The following is a 17,480-nucleotide window of genomic DNA, read 5'->3' on the forward strand; positions in this document are numbered from 1 at the left end:
ACCTTTACAAACAGGTGCTTTAAGTATGCAAATATGCAAATTCAGCATGGGATTGAAAAATTTTAAACTTAAAGAATAGGATATTTGGTTATAATACAAATAATAGCCTTTACCTTCCACTTAATCAATCAAATATTCCCGCTTTTTTCACCCCTTTTCATTGGATTGATAAAATTGCTTGATATGGATATCAGAATTCTTTACCACGCTTTTATACCACTCCAGCCTCAAGACTTCTTTTTCTGCTTCTTCTAGATAAAAATCAGCAGGACGGTTCTTGGCAATCTTTTGATGAAGGTCATAAAGACAGACAGAGGCACTTACTGAAATATTAAAACTTTCCGTAAAACCTGCCATGGGAATATGGACCAAACCGTCACTTTTCTCGATAACTTCATCACTTACTCCGGCATGCTCATTCCCAAATACCAAGGCTATTTTTTCATCCGTTTTCACCTCACTTAAAGGCATGCTTTTACCATGCGGGGAAGTAGCCAATATTTTGTACCCATTGTTTCTCAGTACCGAGAAACAACTATCTACAGCCGAAATAGAAGGGGCTTCTTCATAGCGATGAAGATTTACCCATTGAGCCGCTCCCCTAACCACATAGGGGTTGATATGATAAGTAGTTGATTTCTCTAAAATATGTATATCCTGAACCCCAAAACAATCACAGGTTCTGATCACCGCGCTGGCATTATGCGGTTTGTAAATATCCTCCAAAACCACAGTAAAAAATCTAGACCGTAAGGCCAAGACTTCTTCCATCTTGGCCTTTTTATGGTCAGTAATATATTGTTCCAAATAGGCCATCAAGGCCTTATCAGGATTTTTATTTGTCATATTAAAATAATCCTAATTGCTCCTTGTCATCCTCATCCTCTTCCCCTTTCACATCTAAATCCACAGTGGAGCCAACTTCTAGATTTCCCTCTTTAGGCTTTTCTTCAGCTTTTTTCACAGGAACCAATAACTTGATATCCTTGATCGGATGGGAAGAAAGCTTATTTCCTACTGCCTTCCAGCCTTTCACATCAATCAACATATCCAAATCATATTCTACCTGCTCCACTTCATTGCCTTTCTTGAGACTTACTTTTACCTGTGGTTGCTTATCCAAAGAAACAACCTTCAAATAGGATTTTTTATGGTCCGAAATAAAACAAAACTTTTTATTGACCGTACTGGTCTCTATCAAGAATCGCTTCACATAATAATGCTTACTAGATCCATCATAATAAATGGCTGAAACTACCTTTTCCGGATCAAATTTCTCAATTGACAATAAGGTATTCGTATCGTATCTATTGGTCAATTCATAAGAAGTAACCTCGTAACTACCATCATTATAAAAAGCAATGATCTTATCATCACCCAGGAAATTACCGATCAGTTTTCCCCTCTCATCAGTATTTAATCTTCCCACAGCATCATCAAAATATACATCAAGGCCGCCCAAAGTCGACACCCCCTCCATTTTCAATTGGATTTTCCTTACCGGGTATTTGGTAAGGATATTTCCTCCTGCTCCTCTTCCCTTGATATCTATGTCCTTAAAGTCAAAATCAAAAACTTTTACCCTAGCCTTACTGCCTTGAGTCAAATAAGCCGTAATGATTTCAGCCTCACCATTACTGTTGGCAGTAAAGTAAAGTACCTTGGATCCTTTGGTTCCTTTGGTAAGCACATATTCTCTATCCCTGGTAACACTTAATATCTGGAATCGCTTCACCATTGCCCTTCCTGAACCACCGTCTAAATAGATCATATTATAGACCATCCTTTCATCTCCTTTTCTGAAGACCCCAACATGGATAATATCTTTACCAACGAATACCTTATCCTGTATTTTGGTTACTACACAAGTACCATCCTTTTTAAAGGCTATGATATCGTCAAGATCAGAACAGTCACATACAAATTCGTCCTTTTTAAGACCATGGCCAATAAAACCATCTTGCCTGTTCACATACAACTTGGCATTATTTGCTGCCACTACTGTTGCTTCTATGGTATCGAAAGTTCGGATTTCAGTTTTTCTCTCCCTTCCTTTACCGTACTTTTTCAACAGGTTTTTATAATATCCAATAGCAAACTCGGTAAGGTTTTCCAAGTTATAATTGACCTCTTTAAGCTCTTCCTCCAACTTCCTCATCAACTCGTCAGCCTTGAAGGTATCAAACTTAGAAATCCGCTTTATCTTAATCTCTGTAAGCCTTATGATATCATCTTGGGTGATTTCCCTATAAAATTCAGGTTTATAAGGATCCAGTCCCCTATCAATGGTTTCCAAAACTGCCTCCCAGGTCTCACACTCTTCAATATCCCTATAGATCCTGTTTTCAATAAATATTTTTTCAAGTGATGAGAAAAGTAATTTCTCCATCAGTTCTCCTCTACGGATTTCCAACTCTTGCTTGAGCAAATCCTTGGTTTGTATGGTATTCCTTTTGAGAATATCATTGACAGTCAAGAAAACAGGCTTATCATCAATGATCACACAGGCATTAGGAGAAATGGACACCTCACAATCCGTAAATGCATACAATGCATCAATAGTCATATCAGGAGATTGGCCAGAAGCCAAGAACACTTGTATCTCTACATCTTTGGCAGTATTGTCCACCACCTTTTTGATCTTTATCTTACCCTTATCATTGGCTTTGATAATAGAATCTATAATAGAGTTGGTAGTCGTCCCAAAAGGAATGTCTTTGATCAAAAGGCTCTTACTGTCACCTTCTTCAATCTTGGCCCTAACCTTGATCTTTCCACCTCTAAGCCCTTCATTATACTCCGAAAAATCAGCCAAACCACCTGTCGGGAAGTCTGGCAGAACATTGGTTTTCTTCCCTTTCAATACATCTATGGATGCCTGAATAAGTTCGCAGAAGTTATGGGGTAAAATCTTGGTAGAAAGTCCCACGGCGATTCCTTCCACTCCCTGAGCAAGCAGCAATGGAAATTTAACAGGCAAGGTCAATGGCTCCCTTTTCCTTCCGTCATAAGAAAGCTGCCATTCAGTTGTCTGAGGATTAAAGACTACATCCAAGGCAAACTTAGAAAGTCTTGCCTCTATATACCTGGCAGCTGCAGCACCATCACCTGTCCTGATATCCCCCCAGTTTCCCTGTGTTTCTATCAGTAGGTCCTTTTGTCCCAGGTTAACGATGGCATCACTAATGGAAGCATCCCCATGTGGGTGGTATTGCATGGTTTGACCAATGATATTTGCTACCTTATTGAAGCGGCCATCATCCATCTCTTTCATTGCATGCAAGATCCTACGCTGTACCGGCTTGAAACCATCTTCAATCGCAGGTACTGCACGCTCCAAAATCACATAGGAAGCATAATCAAGAAACCAGTCTTTGTACATTCCGGTAACGGGTACCGAATTGTGAAGGGCTTCGCCATTATCTTCCATACCATTATTTTCTATATCACTCATATTCTATTCTAGCAATTTAATAAAGGGTATTAAACAGATTTAGTTGAAAAGTAGCAATTATGCCGCCTCTATCTCCTTCTCATCAGCAGGTTTTAGATTATCTTTTTCATCGACCACATCCTTTTCCACCTTCAGGTTATCAATGATAAACGTCTGCCTTTTCGGAGTATTTTTCCCCATAAAGAAGGATAACAAATCTGCAATTTTGGTTTCTTTCCTAAGAATAATAGGCTCCAAACGGATATCCTCTCCTATAAATCCACCAAATTCTTCTGGAGAAATCTCTCCTAATCCCTTAAATCGGGTAATTTCTGGTTTATTACCCAGCTTGGCGATGGCATTTCTTCGCTCTTCGTCTGAATAACAGTAAATGGTCTCTTTTTTATTTCTCACCCTAAAAAGTGGGGTATCCAATATATATAGGTGGCCATTTTTTACCAAATCAGGGAAAAACTGTAAGAAATAGGTCATGATCAGCAACCTTATATGCATTCCATCCACATCAGCATCAGTAGCGATCACAATTTTCCTATAGCGAAGCCCCTCTATGCCATCCTCAATATTAAGAGCGTGTTGAAGCAAGTTGAATTCCTCATTTTCATACACCACCTTTTTGGTCATACCGTAGCAGTTCAGTGGTTTACCCCTAAGAGAAAACACTGCTTGCGTTTGTACGTCCCTAGATTTAGTAATAGAACCTGAAGCAGAATCCCCCTCTGTAATAAAGAGCATGGTTTCATTTTTGGCTTCCTCATTCGCCTTCTTGTCATCATAATGGACACGGCAATCTCTCAGTTTCTTATTGTGAAGATTCGCCTTTTTGGCGCGTTCATTGGCCAGCTTCTTAATACCGGAAATTTCCTTCCTTTCCCGTTCAGACTGCAATATCCTTTTAAGTAGCGCATTAGCGGTGTCAGGGTTTTTATGCAAGTAATTATCAAGTTCTACCTTGATAAAGTCATTGACAAATGTCCTCAATGTCGGCCCATCAGGCCCAACACTTTGGGAGCCCAGCTTGGTCTTGGTTTGGGATTCAAAAACTGGCTCTTGAACCCTCACCGCAATGGCACCCACAATACTCTGTCGTATATCAGAGGCATCATAATCCTTTTTAAAAAACTCCCTAATGGCTCTCACCAAAGCTTCTCTAAAGGCTGACAAGTGCGTACCACCTTGGGTAGTAAACTGTCCATTCACAAAAGAATAATACTCTTCACCATATTGGTTGGAATGGGTCAAGGCCATTTCTATATCATTTCCCTTGAGGTGAATAATGGGATATCTGCTACTATCTTCATCAATCTTTCTGTCCAAAAGATCATGTAGTCCTCTGTCAGAGAAATACTTCTTTCCGTTATAATTGATATTTAGTCCAGCATTAAGAAAGGCATAGTTCCAAATCTGGTTTTCAAGATATTCAGGAATAAAATGGTAATTCTTAAATACTGTAGGGTCAGGAGAAAAAACGATTTTTGTACCATTCCTTTCAGAGGTTTTCACCACTTCCTTATCTTCAACCAGTTCTCCTTTATTGAATACTGCCACTTTGGTTTGACCATCCCTATAGGATTGTACCTTAAAATATTCAGATAAAGCATTCACCGCCTTGGTACCGACACCATTCAGTCCTACTGATTTCTGAAATGCGCCTGAATCGTACTTACCGCCCGTATTAATTTTGGAAACGCAGTCTATCACCTTTCCTAGTGGTATTCCCCTACCATAATCCCTTACCTCGACCCTATGCTCACTGATCTTGATGTCAATGGTCCTTCCGTGGCCCATCATATGTTCATCAATACTGTTATCAAGGATTTCTTTTACCAAAACGTAAATCCCATCATCCTGAGCACTACCATCTCCTAATTTCCCAATATACATCCCTGGACGGAGTCGAATATGCTCTTTCCAATCAAGGGACTTGATGCTATCTTCGGTGTATTGTACGTTTTTTTCTGCCATTGATATTTTAAATTTCTACGGTACTTCTTAAGCTTCTGATTTAAGGCTGTTCATCTTTTTGGAAACAATTACAAACAACCAAACAATCCATATTACAAAAAATACTGGAATTAAATACAAGCCATATCCAGATCCGTCACCAATTGTCTCAGTCATTCCATTAATTCCATGCACAAAAAAGGCAATAATTATAATGGAAATATTCAAAACCGATGCAAAAGAATATGACCAGGTCAACATATTATCCTTAAATGGATCTCCATTCCTAAACAGCTTCTTGATATTCGCAGTAGACTTGTTTTCTATCATTTTTGCCGGAGTAATCAAAACCAGATTAAGTAGGATAAATAAACCTATACCTACATAGAAGAAGGTATTCTTATCAATTACCTTTAAGGTTTCGCCATTTTCTCCGAGCTCGTAATTAACCTGCTGAGGCAAGGCAGAGTAGATATACAAGAAAATGGCAATGAAGAAGAATACGGAAAGCAAATGAAATGCTTTGGCAAATCGATAGTTCATAAATTCATAATTTAAACTGCTAATATAAGGTTTAAGATCAAAGAATACCTTGATGGAAGTAGTAGATTTTTCATCCTTGATCTAACACATATTTGCAGATATGCTTTAATTTACTGACAATAAGAGCCATTTAAGCTAAATTTTTCCTGTTTATAATTTATCGAAATTAATGAAGTGACAAGGTCAATGACTTATACAGCTAATGCTCCCACTTAAAACTTTATAATTCTAAAGGTCATGTTTTACTTTATCCTTTCTTATCGTACCTTCGTTGCTCAATTTCAATCGCTTCTGATCATTAGTATATGAACAAGTCTCTTTTTTCATCATTATCCTTACTATGTGTTGTCCTTATTTTCAGTGCTTGCTCAAGTAAACTGGATGCAGGAAAAATAAACTTGGAAAACTGGAAAAACGATCGTTATGGTTGTAAAGGACTTAGGATTCAAGACCTTGAAGAACTAAGAAAAATCAAAAACACATTTTTGGAGGCCAATAATCAAGAACTCATTCTTACTTTTGGCAGGCCAGATAGAGTCGAATTATTGGACAAAAGTCAGAGTTTCTTTTTTTACTTTCTAGAACCATCAGAAGATTGTCAAGAAGGTCAAAAAACAGAAAAAGAACCCCTAAAGGTTCTCTTTCGATTAAATGCTATTAATAAAGTGAGTGAAGTAACCATCACCACTTTGAATCCTTGATTTGGATCAAAAACAAAGGGCTGCAGCTCCAAGCGTACCTGCATTATTCCCTAAGGTGGCTTTAGTTAATTTCAAATCATTGACATAATATGGGGTAAGATACTGCCTTACCGTCTTATCCAGAGATGGCATCATAAATTCCAAGCCTGCAGATATTCCTCCTCCAAAATAAATCTCAGTGACATCAAGGATTCTAACTGTAGATACAATGGCTTCTCCCAAAATATTACCAACTTCTTCAAAAGTCATCAAGGAAACCTCATTTCCTTCAAGGGCAGTATCCACCAATAAATGTGTCCCCAATTCCTTGTCATGAAGTACACCTGCCTTCTCTGGATAGGCGTGGATCATTCTTTGCAAAATGGTCAAAATTCCATTCCTTCCAATTAAGGTCTCCAAACGGGCATTCCCACGAGACATCATATGTCCCATTTCCATGGCATTCCCCCTAGCACCTTTAAAGATCTTTCCATCGATCACCGCAGCGCTACCGATTCCCGTCCCCATAGTAATAAATAGGAAATTGGGAGATGGTTTGGAAGATGCAAATTTAAATTCACCCACAGCAGCCGCACTGGCATCGTTTTCCAAGAAAAAAGATTTATCTGGATATTTATCCAAAAGAGATTGCTTTAAATTAAATCCGTCCAAATTTGGAATGGCTGGAATTTCAAGCGTAGTTGTCCTCTCCTTGTTGATCAAGCCTGGTAGTCCAATACCCACCTTGTGGATATCAGGATATTTGGAAAGGTACTTTCCAATCACATCTACAAAACAAGCATTAAACCCTTTGGGGTCATCTTTATATGGACTGGTATCTTCTTTATCAAAAGAAACAATTTCTCCTTGCAAGTTTACCTTGCCAATTTTAAGGTGTGTTCCACCCACATCTACACCCAAAAAGTGTTCTTGTTGATTATTCATGGTTTATGGATTAATAGGTTTTGGCTCCTAAATTAGTAAAGAGTTCAAGTTACTTCCTAAAATCTTTTAAAAAGACTTGAAAGATTTCATGAACTGCGGGGCAAATCATCGTATTCTTCAATGTCAGGTTCAAGATCCCATGTATATTTTTCCGATTGGTATGGGGATACTCCCTGCACGCCTTAGGTCTGGACTCATATACAAAACACTTATTATCTTCTCCTAAAAATGGGCAAGGAGAACTATTCAAAACAAAATCCCCTTCTTCATCCCGGTGTAAATAAGTATCAATAAATTCAGAAGACTTCATTCTGAAAACTTTAGCCAATCTGTCAATATCAGTTTGAATAAAAATCGGACTGGTTGTCTTACAACAATTGGCGCATTCCAAGCAATCCATTTTCTCAAATTGCTCATCATGGGCTTCAGAAAATTTTTGATCAAGTACCTTTGGTTTTATTTTTCTTAATCTTCCCTTTAATTTTTTGTGATTAGCATATTCACTACGGGCTTTATTTTTAAAATTTTCTAAATCCATAACCACAAACAACAAATTAATACCTCTGTTTCCATTAATTTAATAGGTAAAATATTTGGAATTCTAGTCTTTTTTTGTATTTTTAGAGGTACCTCAAACCAAACTGACATGAAAATGCACCCTAGCGAATTATTCTTCTATTTTATCCCCTCTCATCCTATTGACAAACAGGCCAGGGCTTATGCGCGCTCTGTATCCAAATATGTCAATGAAATTGATATTGAGAAGGAACGTATCACCACCACTGGCTGGAGAACCATTTTGGAAAAGCTGAAGCTCCGTCCAAAAGACTTACTCAATAGGGCCCACCCAGATTACCAAAGTCTAATAGCGGGTAAAACCTGGGACGATGAAAGTTGGCTGAACATTTTGGTTAAATACCCTTATTTGATCAAGGCCCCCATTGCCATCAAAAGAGAAAAGGCCGTGCTTTGTACCAAACCCATGGAGGTTTTGAAATTAAGTTAATCTACAATTTCGATACCGTCATTTAGAATCCTGATTTTCTTACTCTTATACAACTGTCCGATAGATTGCTTAAAGTGCTTTTTACTCATCCCTAGACTTATTTTAATATCTTCGGGAGATGATTTGTCATGTAGTGGCAAGAATTTTTTCTCAGTCAAAACAGCTAGTATCTTTTCTGCACCTTCTTCATATTTTTGCCTGCCGATTGGTGTCAGTTGAAGATCCAACTTCCCATCATCCCGCTTCTTCTTGATATATGCTGTAATTTCCTCTCCAACCATAATGGGCTTAAAAACCTCATTGCCATATACCAGTCCTTCATAATGCTGGTCTATCAATATCTTATAGCCAAGATCTGTTTTATCAAACACCAAGCCCTTAATTTCCTGCCCTTCTTCAAAACCACCGGTATCAGAAAGCATGAAATCCTGGTACTTAGAAACTCCTATCAATCGATTGGTTTTATAATCCACACAAACCATTACCAAATATTTTTGTCCTTCAGTAATTGGTTTTCCCATTTCTGATTTAGGAACAAAAAGGTCTTTTGGCAAGCCCCAATCCATAAATGCACCAAACTGAGTAACTTCCTTCACATCCATCACCGCAAATTCATCCACCAAAGCCACTGGTCGATCAGTTATGGCTACAGGTCGATCTTCACTATCTGTATAAACAAAAACCTCTTTTTCATCCCCTTCCTTTTCATCTCCATTAAGGTATCCCTGCGGAAGTAATACTTCTTCGCCATCAGATAATTGTAGATATGCACCGTTACTAGTAAATCGATTAATTGGTAATGTGGAAATTCTGCCCAGTTCTTTCATATTCTTCATTTTCCCAAAGTTACAGAAATATGATCAAAACTGATTTTTGCAGAAGAAAAACTATTTTATTTCTCCCTGCTGATTGGAATAACAAGCTTTAAAAATTAGATTTAACTAAGAATAACAAACACAAAACGATCCCTTTCCTCCCATCTGCGGGAAATTAAATTGAATTTTTATGGTTAAAGTTGCAGTAGTAGGATCTGGCACAATGGGCAATGGTATTGCACATGTTTTTGCCCAATTCGGACATAATGTGTCACTTGTAGACATCAATGCAAAGGCGCTTGAAAAGGCGATGAATACCATTGCCAAAAACCTGGACAGACAAATTGCCAAGGAAAAAATAGATCCTGAGGAAAAAGAAGAGATACTATCAAGGATAAGTACTCACACAGAATTGGAATCAGGGGTTCATAAATCCGATTTGGTAGTGGAAGCAGCCACTGAAAACCAATCGATAAAATTGGATCTTTTTAAAAAACTGGACCAATATTGTCCCAAAGAGACCATCCTTGCCTCAAATACTTCCTCTATATCTATTACCCAAATCGCTTCTGCAACGGCCAGGCCAAGCAAGGTAATAGGGATGCACTTCATGAACCCTGTTCCTGTTATGCCTTTGGTAGAAGTAATAAGGGGCTACAGTACCTCTAATGAAACCACTCATCAAATCATGTCGCTTTCCAAAAGTCTAGAAAAAACACCAGTTGAGGTCAATGACTACCCGGGCTTTGTTTCCAATAGGATATTGATGCCAATGATCAATGAAGCAATTTACTCCCTGTATGAAGGAGTTGCGGGTGTTAAGGAAATCGATACTGTTCTAAAAATGGGCATGGCCCATCCTATGGGCCCATTGCAGTTAGCTGATTTTATTGGCTTGGATGTCTGTTTATCCATTCTTAAGGTGCTTTATGAAGGCTTGGGCAATCCAAAATATGCCCCTTGTCCACTTCTTGTCAATATGGTGGCTGCCGGTCATAAAGGTGTAAAAAGCGGAGTAGGATTTTATACTCACGAATTAGGTTCCAAAGAAATACATGTTGCTGACCGCTTCGCAAAATAAATAGTTCTGGGATAAAATTAAATCCAGCATGCATATCGCAATTTCGGGAAATATAGGCAGTGGCAAATCCAGCCTTGCTAAAATGTTGGGCAAGCATTTCAACTGGAATGTCAACCAGGAAGATGTTGAAGAAAACCCCTATTTGATTGATTTTTATGAGGATATGCATAAATGGGCCTTTCATCTTCAGGTTTATTTCCTCAATAGCCGTTTCAAGCAGATCAAACAGATTCTCGCCGATAAGAAAACGACCATTCAGGACAGAACCATTTATGAGGATGCTTATATTTTTGCAGCCAATCTAAACCACTCTGGACACCTTAACAACAGAGATTACGAGAATTACCTGCAGCTCTTTCATGCTATGATGGACTATATCCAGGCTCCGGATCTATTGATTTATTTAAAGGCAGATATACCCAAATTGGTCAGTCAAATTCAAAAAAGAGGCCGATCATATGAAGCTAATATAAGCATTAAATACCTCAAAAACCTGAACACCCATTATGAAAACTGGATAAGCAGTTATGATAAGGGTAAGTTATTGATCATTGACGTCAACAACTTGGATTTTGTATCTAAAAAGGAAGACTTTAGCTTTATTGTCAATTTAGTTGACCGGGAATTAAATGGTTTGTTTGCTTAAAGCTATTAAACCAGCTTTCGCATAAACCAATTATAAATACCTTTTGCATTCTCCTCCTTCGGATTAATAAGCAGTTGGTCCAATTTTTTCAAACTTCCACCCATCATAATATTTTCATACATGGGCAGGCGGATGATCTTATAACCATGCAGCCTACTCAACAAATCATACTGTGCATCATTATAGGCATTCAACTTCCAACCGGCTGAGCCATTTCCACTAAGATCTCCAGCCTCTTCAGAATCCCCAAAACACTTTCCTGCTATCGGTGGGCCTTCCCATATTCTCTCCTGTAGCCCGGCCTTGAGACATTCCCTCTCAAATGTCCTGCACAGCCGCTTATAAGCATCCACCCACGTAAAAGTAAACACATCATAAAGTTCTGATTTGAATGAATTTAACCTATACCGATTAAAATGAACTGCATCATCATAAAGAAAAAGAAAACGATCTATTTTAAAGTCAAACTTCAAATTATCCAAGTAGATAAATTCCCCTTCTCCTCCTAATCTTTCATAAAGATCCTGGAACATGGATTTGGCTCTTTCATCGAGTAAATTTGAATTGGTTTCCAATAAAAAAGGATCTTCCAGTTTAAGGTCTTGCTCTAGTAGCACCTTAATAAGATTATTTACTTTTAGTTGATGCAAAATTCAAGGTTTTTAGGCTAATTTCTATTCGTTTTCAGCTGCTGAATTGGATTCCTTTATTCTTTCTTTAAGATTTCCTTTGGAACCTGGAAAGGTAGTTTTTGAGGAAATATCAATCCCTATCAGGACCATTAAAACCAGAAAGATGATGCTTAGAATAAGAAATATTATTTTCTTTGTTTTCATTATTGAATCTTTTCCTCAATTTTACAAAAAGGATGGTTCGGCAAAAGTAAGGCAATCTTTCCTCTTATGAAAACCTTGAAATAAAAGCCTTCTAACTTAAAAATGCTTTTATTTAATAGTTGTTTACATTAAATGAATACACTGTTTACCACTACTACCATGTATAAGCTGATCAATAAGGATGTAATTTTTCAATTTTTAGGTGATAACCCAGAACTCATCAAGCCCATGATGGAAATGGTCCTGAACAATAATATATTAGAGCTCAAAGACTTGGATCAATTCTACGATAAAGAAAATTTTGATGAAGTAAAATTAAAATGCCATAAAGCAAAATCAGCGATGGGCTATGTCGGTTCCTCCAAAACCAAAAAACTTCTTCAGTCCATTGAAGTGGACGTTAAAGAAAATTACCCCAAGTATAAGGATGAATTGAAAGAGCATATTACTATTTTGGAAGAAGAACTAGAACAATTCTTGGGAGAACTAAAGGATGGTTAAAGCCTATCACTTGCCATTCACAACTTTTTGTTTGTTTTAAACAAATTGCATGCTCATATTCGGGCAAAACTTTCGAATATGAAAAAAGCACACTTACTAATTCTTTTAATTTCCCTTAGTTTGGGCTTCGTCCAAGCTCAAAACAGTGAATTAACTGTTGAAAAAATCATGCAGGATCCCCAGTGGATAGGTACATTTCCATCCAATGTTCATTGGGATGAAACTAGTTCTGCTATTTATTTTCAATATAATCCAGAACAGAACATTTCTGATTCGCTCTACAAAATTCCAGTTGCAGATTTAAATAAAATACAAAAGGTAAACTGGAAGGCATCAGATAAGCTCATCCCAACCTATGGACACTATAATAAGGACAAAAGCAAAAAACTCTATACGAGGGATGGAAAGCTTTTTCTTTACAATTCTTCCAAAAAACAGGAAATAAAACTTTTAGAGTTAAGCGGTAGAATCTCAAACCCTATCTTTCTCGAAGATGAAAATAAATTCGCTTTTGAGATCGAAAACAATATCTTTACTTATGATCTTTCTAAGGGAGCTATCAGTAAAATCACCGACATAAGAAATGGTAACGAACCGTTAAAAAAAGACAATGAACTGTCAAAAAAAGACAATTGGTTGAAAAAAGAAAACACTGAACTTTTACAAGTTATCCAAGAAAGGGAAAACAAAACAAAACTCAGCAAAGCATATAGAGAGGCTACTCATAATAAGGACCATTATACCTTTTACACCGGCAAAGACCGTGTTTCCAACTTGCAGATATCTCCAAATGCGGAATACGTCATTTTCAATCTGATCAGTCCAAATGAGAAAAGGAAAAACACCTTTGTTCCTGATTTTACTGATGTCTCAGGTTATACGACTGAACTCAATACCAGACCAAAAGTAGGTACCGAGCCTACACAAGCAAAAATGGTCATCTATAATATCAAAAAAGATACAGCTTATACGGTTAATACTGATAATCTTCCTGGCATTACCGATTTACCAGATTATGTCAGCGATTATCCGGACAAGGAATGGAAAGAAGAAATCAGGCCTGTCATTCCGGCCAACCCCATCTTTTCCGATGACAGCCAAGCCGTAATCAATATTAGGTCATCTGACAACAAAGATCGTTGGATTGCCCTTGTGGACCTTGAATCTGGCGAATTAAAATCTTTGGACAGACAAAGAGATGAAGCATGGATCGCAGGCCCAGGAATAGGCTATAGTTTTGGAGGTGGTACCTTTGGTTGGTTACCGGACAATGAACATATTTATTTTCAATCTGAGGAAAGTGGATATTCCCACTTATACCTTCTAAATACTAAAACAGGCAAGAAAAAAGCCCTGACCAGCGGTAAATATGAAGTGTTTTCGCCTAAACTTTCCAATGACAAGAAACATTGGTACCTGACCACATCTGAAATTCATCCTGGTGAGAGACATTTTTATAAAATGCCTGTAATGGGGGGAAAAATGATAAAGTTGACTTCTATGACAGGAAACAATCAAGTTAGCCTATCCCCTGACGAAAAGCATTTGGCCATATTATTCAGTAACAGCAACCAACCTTGGGAACTTTACTATAAAGCCAATAATGTAAAGGACAAAGCAGTGAAATTAACTTCAGGTCAATCAGCTGAATTTAAAAGCTACTCCTGGAAAGCCCCTGATTTAATACAGTTTGAGGCAAATGATGGAGCCAAAGTTCATGCAAGGTTATACAAACCCAAGCAGGGAAAAAGCAATAAAGCAGCTATCATCTTTGTCCATGGTGCAGGCTACCTCCAAAATGCCCACAAATGGTGGTCTAGCTATTTCAGGGAATATATGTTCCATAATTTATTATCTGACCTTGGGTATACGGTATTGGATATAGATTATAGAGGCAGTGCAGGCTATGGTCGCGATTGGAGAACAGGAATCTACAGACATATGGGAGGAAAAGACCTTTCAGACCAAGTGGATGGGGCCAAATACCTTATTCAAGAACTTGGAATCGATTCGGAAAAAATTGGAATTTACGGAGGAAGCTATGGAGGATTTATTACCCTAATGGCCTTATTTAATGAGGCGGACATGTTTAAATCTGGTGCAGCTTTAAGGTCAGTTACGGACTGGGCCCATTATAATCATGGCTACACTTCAAATATCCTAAATGAACCTTTCAATGATCCTATCGCCTATAAGCGATCATCTCCAATATACTTCGCAGAGGGCCTAAAAGGACATCTATTGATGGCTCACGGCATGATTGACACCAATGTTCATTTCCAAGACGTGGTGAGATTGTCTCAAAGGTTGATAGAATTAGAAAAGGACAATTGGGAAATGGCCATCTTCCCGGTTGAAAACCACGGCTTTGTAGAACCCAGTAGTTGGACCGATGAATATAAAAGAATCTTAAAATTGTTTAACAACACCTTATTGGACTAAGCCAGATAATTAACACACATCAAGCCTCCTGATTATTTATATAGTCAGGAGGCTTTTTTATGTAAAAGCGAAAGCAAGATGTTTTTTGGCAATAACCAAATATTATACTAATTTATATCAATTAACTAAATTTAATTATCACCACTAACATTACCCAAGCAGAAAATCATCATATAAACCCTTAATCACCAATATTATGAAAATACTAAAAGGTATACTATTTGGCATATTGGGCATTATTGCCTTGGCTTTAATCTCAGCCCTTTTTATAAAAAAGGAGTTCGCAGTAGAAAAATCAGTTGTTATCGAACAACCTGTTGAGGAAGTTTTCAGCTATGTCAAAATGTTAAAAAACCAAAATAAATTTTCTGTTTGGATGCAAATGGACCCTAATATGAAGAAAACATATATGGGTATGGACGGCACTGTAGGCGCCGTAGCCGCTTGGGACAGCCAAAACTCTGATGTAGGCAAAGGAGAACAGGAAATTATCGGAATAGAGGAAAACAAGCGTATCGATTATGAACTACGATTTATCGAACCCTTTGAAGCCACCGACAAAGCCTATATGCTCACTGAGAAAGTTGCAGATAATCAAACTAAGGTAATCTGGGGATTTAATAGTAAAGCTGATTACCCAATGAACCTAGTGATGAAGTTAATGGGTATGGAAGAAATGTTGGGAAACCAACTTCAAGAAGGACTAAATACATTAAAATATCAAATAGAAGATTAAAAAAAGGGCTTTTAAAAAGCCCTTTCCATTTACAATTAATATCATTTTTAATCTATAATAACCATCTCTACCCTGCGGTTTTGTTCTCTTCCACTTAGGGTGTTATTATCGGCAATAGGTTTAGATCCACCGTAGCCTCTGAGCATTATTCTCTCAAAATCTACTCCTTTTTCTACCATAACATCACGTATGGCAGCAGCCCTATCCATGGACAATTCCTTATTCAATCTAACGTTGCCCACATTATCGGTATGCCCCTCCAATCTCACCTTTAGGCTTGGATTATCGTTTAAAAAGTCTACCAGTTGGTTGATATAGACCACGGAATTTTCATCAGCCAATTCGGATGTTCCCTTTTGAAATAGCACTTCTTCCAATACAAGACTAACTCCTTTTTCAGCTGAGGTTAACAAAACAGGCTCATCTTTATTTTCCAAAAACCCTAGGCTAATCGATTCTGGCAAATAGTTCGGAGATGATATGGTAAGTTTAGTAGTTCCCTCTCTCAAAGCAAATACATCTTCCGATCCCAAACCACTTTCAGTCCCTAGCTGCCTTCCCTGATCATCTTTGAAAATCACTTTATACGGAATCGACTCCCTTGTTTTCTTATCCAATACATTGAGGGCATATTGAGTACTGGAAACAACGGCAGTTGAAAATCCTTGCTTTTCTTCTATTGCCTCATTTTCACTTAAGACTAGGCGCTCTTCCTGAACTGGCTCCTCAACAATTGCTGTCGACTCAGAAGGAACAATAGGTGAAGTTGCTATGGCTTCCCGACTCTCATCTACATCAGACTGCTTATTAACTAGTTCCTCACTGATAACAATTTCATTAGCCTTAACAATTTCAGCTTCCTGAGGCTCACTGTCCTTCAGATTGGACCTACTGACGAAATTAGCAGCCAAATAAGGCTTAGGATCGATTTCTTCTGGACTTAATTCCTCAAGAACTATTTCCTCTTTCCTTTGCATCAGAATATCCCCATATCCCTCACTATTTTGAGTGGTAGTCACAAAAGCTGTATATGGACTATTGGGGTCAATAAAATAGGACAACTCTACCCCATTACTGTTGATTTCATTTTTCAACCTTTTTGGCTTGGTCCATTTCTCCCATGAATTATCTAACCGTTGAGCATAATAAATATCACGGCCTGCGGAGGTACCATGACCATTTGCGGAAAAATACAATACTTGTTTGTCATCTGAAATAAAAGGGGTCATTTCCTGCTCATAGGAATTTACATCAGGACCAATGTTCTTCGGTACGGACCATTTTCCATTAGACTGTTTAAAGCTGACATAAATATCCTCATTCCCATAGGTACCAAAGGAATTCATGGACATTACCAATATCTCTCCGGATGGATGTAGCCTAGCGCTAAAACTTTTGCCATTATTTCTAAAGCTTCCAAAGTCCAATTGGCTTTCATACTTCCATGCTGTTTCTCCGGTCCTTCTGTATTGGTGGATACCATGTGGCTTCTTTTTTCCATCATGATACACCAAGGCAGTTTCATCATCAGGAAAACCTATCAAAAGGTCATAACCTGAAGTACTCAGACTTTTCACTGCCTTCGGGGCTTCCCATTGATTAAAATCATTTTTCTTGCTGTACCAAACATCTCCATAATCCTTACTTCCCCCTGTATTATCCGGATGAAAGGCCACACTCAGAAAGAGTTCTTCTTTTGAGGAAATTACAGGCTGCTGCTCATCATAGGGGGTATTTACCTGTTTCAAGGCATAAACACCTTGTCCCAATGAAGGAGTAAAAGCACAAAAAGCAAGCACGGGAATAGTGCTTGCTTTAAGAATAGTTGATTTTAATTTTTTCGTTACTTTCATG

Annotated in this window: 17 protein-coding genes; 7 read left to right on the forward strand and 10 right to left on the reverse strand. The window is 37.9% G+C overall.

The features are described from left to right. Positions 1-147 precede the first annotated feature (147 nt). The 4 genes from H7U17_RS16880 to H7U17_RS16895 are packed head-to-tail and all read right to left on the reverse strand — an operon-like array spanning position 148 to position 5,938. Positions 148-846, reverse strand: a complete 699-nt coding sequence (locus H7U17_RS16880) for a TrmH family RNA methyltransferase (protein WP_186757924.1) — start codon at positions 844-846, stop codon at positions 148-150. Between the two features lies 1 nt (position 847). Next, complete coding sequence (locus tag H7U17_RS16885) at positions 848-3,454, reverse strand: DNA gyrase/topoisomerase IV subunit A (protein WP_186757925.1); 2,607 nt, start codon at positions 3,452-3,454, stop codon at positions 848-850. Positions 3,455-3,511: 57 nt separating this feature from the next. Beyond that, the gene (locus H7U17_RS16890; protein ID WP_186757926.1) at positions 3,512-5,416 is read right to left on the reverse strand and encodes a DNA topoisomerase IV subunit B; all 1,905 of its coding nucleotides are present in this window, start codon (positions 5,414-5,416) and stop codon (positions 3,512-3,514) included. A 27-nt stretch (positions 5,417-5,443) separates the two neighbouring features. Beyond that, the gene (locus tag H7U17_RS16895; protein ID WP_186757927.1) at positions 5,444-5,938 is read right to left on the reverse strand and encodes a DNA topoisomerase IV; all 495 of its coding nucleotides are present in this window, start codon (positions 5,936-5,938) and stop codon (positions 5,444-5,446) included. A gap of 305 nt (positions 5,939-6,243) precedes the next feature. Between H7U17_RS16895 and H7U17_RS16900 the strand changes: the two genes are divergently transcribed. After that, positions 6,244-6,639, forward strand: coding sequence for a magnesium transporter CorA family protein (locus tag H7U17_RS16900; protein WP_186757928.1), 396 nt, complete (start codon positions 6,244-6,246; stop codon positions 6,637-6,639). Between the two features lie 6 nt (positions 6,640-6,645). Here the strand turns inward: H7U17_RS16900 and H7U17_RS16905 are convergent, their stop codons facing one another. Next, entirely contained in the window at positions 6,646-7,563 is a 918-nt protein-coding gene (locus H7U17_RS16905; protein WP_186757929.1) for an ROK family protein, read from the reverse strand. A gap of 49 nt (positions 7,564-7,612) precedes the next feature. After that, positions 7,613-8,101, reverse strand: a complete 489-nt coding sequence (locus H7U17_RS16910; RefSeq protein ID WP_186757930.1) for a YkgJ family cysteine cluster protein — start codon at positions 8,099-8,101, stop codon at positions 7,613-7,615. A 108-nt stretch (positions 8,102-8,209) separates the two neighbouring features. On the opposite strand from H7U17_RS16910, the gene H7U17_RS16915 reads away from it, so the two are divergent. Continuing rightward, positions 8,210-8,569, forward strand: a complete 360-nt coding sequence (locus H7U17_RS16915; protein WP_186757931.1) for an arsenate reductase family protein — start codon at positions 8,210-8,212, stop codon at positions 8,567-8,569. Here the strand turns inward: H7U17_RS16915 and H7U17_RS16920 are convergent. Further along, positions 8,566-9,396: a CvfB family protein gene (locus H7U17_RS16920; protein ID WP_186758027.1), complete on the reverse strand. Its 831-nt coding sequence runs from the start codon at positions 9,394-9,396 to the stop codon at positions 8,566-8,568. The genes H7U17_RS16915 and H7U17_RS16920 overlap by 4 nt on opposite strands. 178 nt (positions 9,397-9,574) lie before the next feature. Here H7U17_RS16920 and H7U17_RS16925 point away from each other — a divergent pair, with 178 nt between their 5' ends. Together H7U17_RS16925 and H7U17_RS16930 are read left to right on the forward strand one after the other, a co-directional pair. Then, positions 9,575-10,465: a 3-hydroxyacyl-CoA dehydrogenase family protein gene (locus H7U17_RS16925; protein WP_186757932.1), complete on the forward strand. Its 891-nt coding sequence runs from the start codon at positions 9,575-9,577 to the stop codon at positions 10,463-10,465. A 28-nt stretch (positions 10,466-10,493) separates the two neighbouring features. Next, entirely contained in the window at positions 10,494-11,111 is a 618-nt protein-coding gene (locus H7U17_RS16930; protein WP_186757933.1) for a deoxynucleoside kinase, read from the forward strand. A gap of 5 nt (positions 11,112-11,116) precedes the next feature. Here H7U17_RS16930 and H7U17_RS16935 read toward each other — a convergent pair whose 3' ends face one another. After that, positions 11,117-11,761, reverse strand: coding sequence for a DUF7255 family protein (locus tag H7U17_RS16935; RefSeq protein WP_186757934.1), 645 nt, complete (start codon positions 11,759-11,761; stop codon positions 11,117-11,119). A 24-nt stretch (positions 11,762-11,785) separates the two neighbouring features. Next, positions 11,786-11,947, reverse strand: coding sequence for a hypothetical protein (locus H7U17_RS16940; RefSeq protein WP_186757935.1), 162 nt, complete (start codon positions 11,945-11,947; stop codon positions 11,786-11,788). A gap of 132 nt (positions 11,948-12,079) precedes the next feature. Between H7U17_RS16940 and H7U17_RS16945 the strand changes: the two genes are divergently transcribed. The 3 genes from H7U17_RS16945 (at position 12,080) to H7U17_RS16955 (ending at position 15,626) form a co-directional block, all read left to right on the forward strand. Then, the gene (locus H7U17_RS16945; protein ID WP_230981462.1) at positions 12,080-12,448 is read left to right on the forward strand and encodes an Hpt domain-containing protein; all 369 of its coding nucleotides are present in this window, start codon (positions 12,080-12,082) and stop codon (positions 12,446-12,448) included. 78 nt (positions 12,449-12,526) lie between these two features. Next, the gene (locus H7U17_RS16950) at positions 12,527-14,890 is read left to right on the forward strand and encodes a S9 family peptidase (protein ID WP_186757936.1); all 2,364 of its coding nucleotides are present in this window, start codon (positions 12,527-12,529) and stop codon (positions 14,888-14,890) included. A 196-nt stretch (positions 14,891-15,086) separates the two neighbouring features. Beyond that, positions 15,087-15,626 (forward strand): SRPBCC family protein, encoded by a 540-nt coding sequence (locus tag H7U17_RS16955; protein WP_186757937.1) that lies wholly within the window; start codon positions 15,087-15,089, stop codon positions 15,624-15,626. Between the two features lie 47 nt (positions 15,627-15,673). On the opposite strand, the gene H7U17_RS16960 is transcribed toward H7U17_RS16955, so the two are convergent. Then, a complete protein-coding gene (locus H7U17_RS16960; protein ID WP_186757938.1) occupies positions 15,674-17,479 on the reverse strand; it encodes an OmpA family protein in 1,806 nt (601 codons plus the stop codon). Position 17,480: the final 1 nt, after the last annotated feature.

Source organism: Echinicola salinicaeni (assembly GCF_014280965.1).
GTDB lineage: Bacteria > Bacteroidota > Bacteroidia > Cytophagales > Cyclobacteriaceae > Echinicola > Echinicola salinicaeni.

Coding starts and splice junctions, on each gene's coding strand:
- H7U17_RS16880 (WP_186757924.1), bottom strand. CDS start 846: ATGACAAATAAAAATCCTGATAAGGCCTTGATGGCCTATTTGGAACAA.
- H7U17_RS16885 (WP_186757925.1), bottom strand. CDS start 3,454: ATGAGTGATATAGAAAATAATGGTATGGAAGATAATGGCGAAGCCCTT.
- H7U17_RS16890 (WP_186757926.1), bottom strand. CDS start 5,416: ATGGCAGAAAAAAACGTACAATACACCGAAGATAGCATCAAGTCCCTT.
- H7U17_RS16895 (WP_186757927.1), bottom strand. CDS start 5,938: ATGAACTATCGATTTGCCAAAGCATTTCATTTGCTTTCCGTATTCTTC.
- H7U17_RS16900 (WP_186757928.1), top strand. CDS start 6,244: ATGAACAAGTCTCTTTTTTCATCATTATCCTTACTATGTGTTGTCCTT.
- H7U17_RS16905 (WP_186757929.1), bottom strand. CDS start 7,563: ATGAATAATCAACAAGAACACTTTTTGGGTGTAGATGTGGGTGGAACA.
- H7U17_RS16910 (WP_186757930.1), bottom strand. CDS start 8,101: ATGGATTTAGAAAATTTTAAAAATAAAGCCCGTAGTGAATATGCTAAT.
- H7U17_RS16915 (WP_186757931.1), top strand. CDS start 8,210: ATGAAAATGCACCCTAGCGAATTATTCTTCTATTTTATCCCCTCTCAT.
- H7U17_RS16920 (WP_186758027.1), bottom strand. CDS start 9,396: ATGAAAGAACTGGGCAGAATTTCCACATTACCAATTAATCGATTTACT.
- H7U17_RS16925 (WP_186757932.1), top strand. CDS start 9,575: ATGGTTAAAGTTGCAGTAGTAGGATCTGGCACAATGGGCAATGGTATT.
- H7U17_RS16930 (WP_186757933.1), top strand. CDS start 10,494: ATGCATATCGCAATTTCGGGAAATATAGGCAGTGGCAAATCCAGCCTT.
- H7U17_RS16940 (WP_186757935.1), bottom strand. CDS start 11,947: ATGAAAACAAAGAAAATAATATTTCTTATTCTAAGCATCATCTTTCTG.
- H7U17_RS16945 (WP_230981462.1), top strand. CDS start 12,080: ATGAATACACTGTTTACCACTACTACCATGTATAAGCTGATCAATAAG.
- H7U17_RS16950 (WP_186757936.1), top strand. CDS start 12,527: ATGAAAAAAGCACACTTACTAATTCTTTTAATTTCCCTTAGTTTGGGC.
- H7U17_RS16955 (WP_186757937.1), top strand. CDS start 15,087: ATGAAAATACTAAAAGGTATACTATTTGGCATATTGGGCATTATTGCC.
- H7U17_RS16960 (WP_186757938.1), bottom strand. CDS start 17,479: ATGAAAGTAACGAAAAAATTAAAATCAACTATTCTTAAAGCAAGCACT.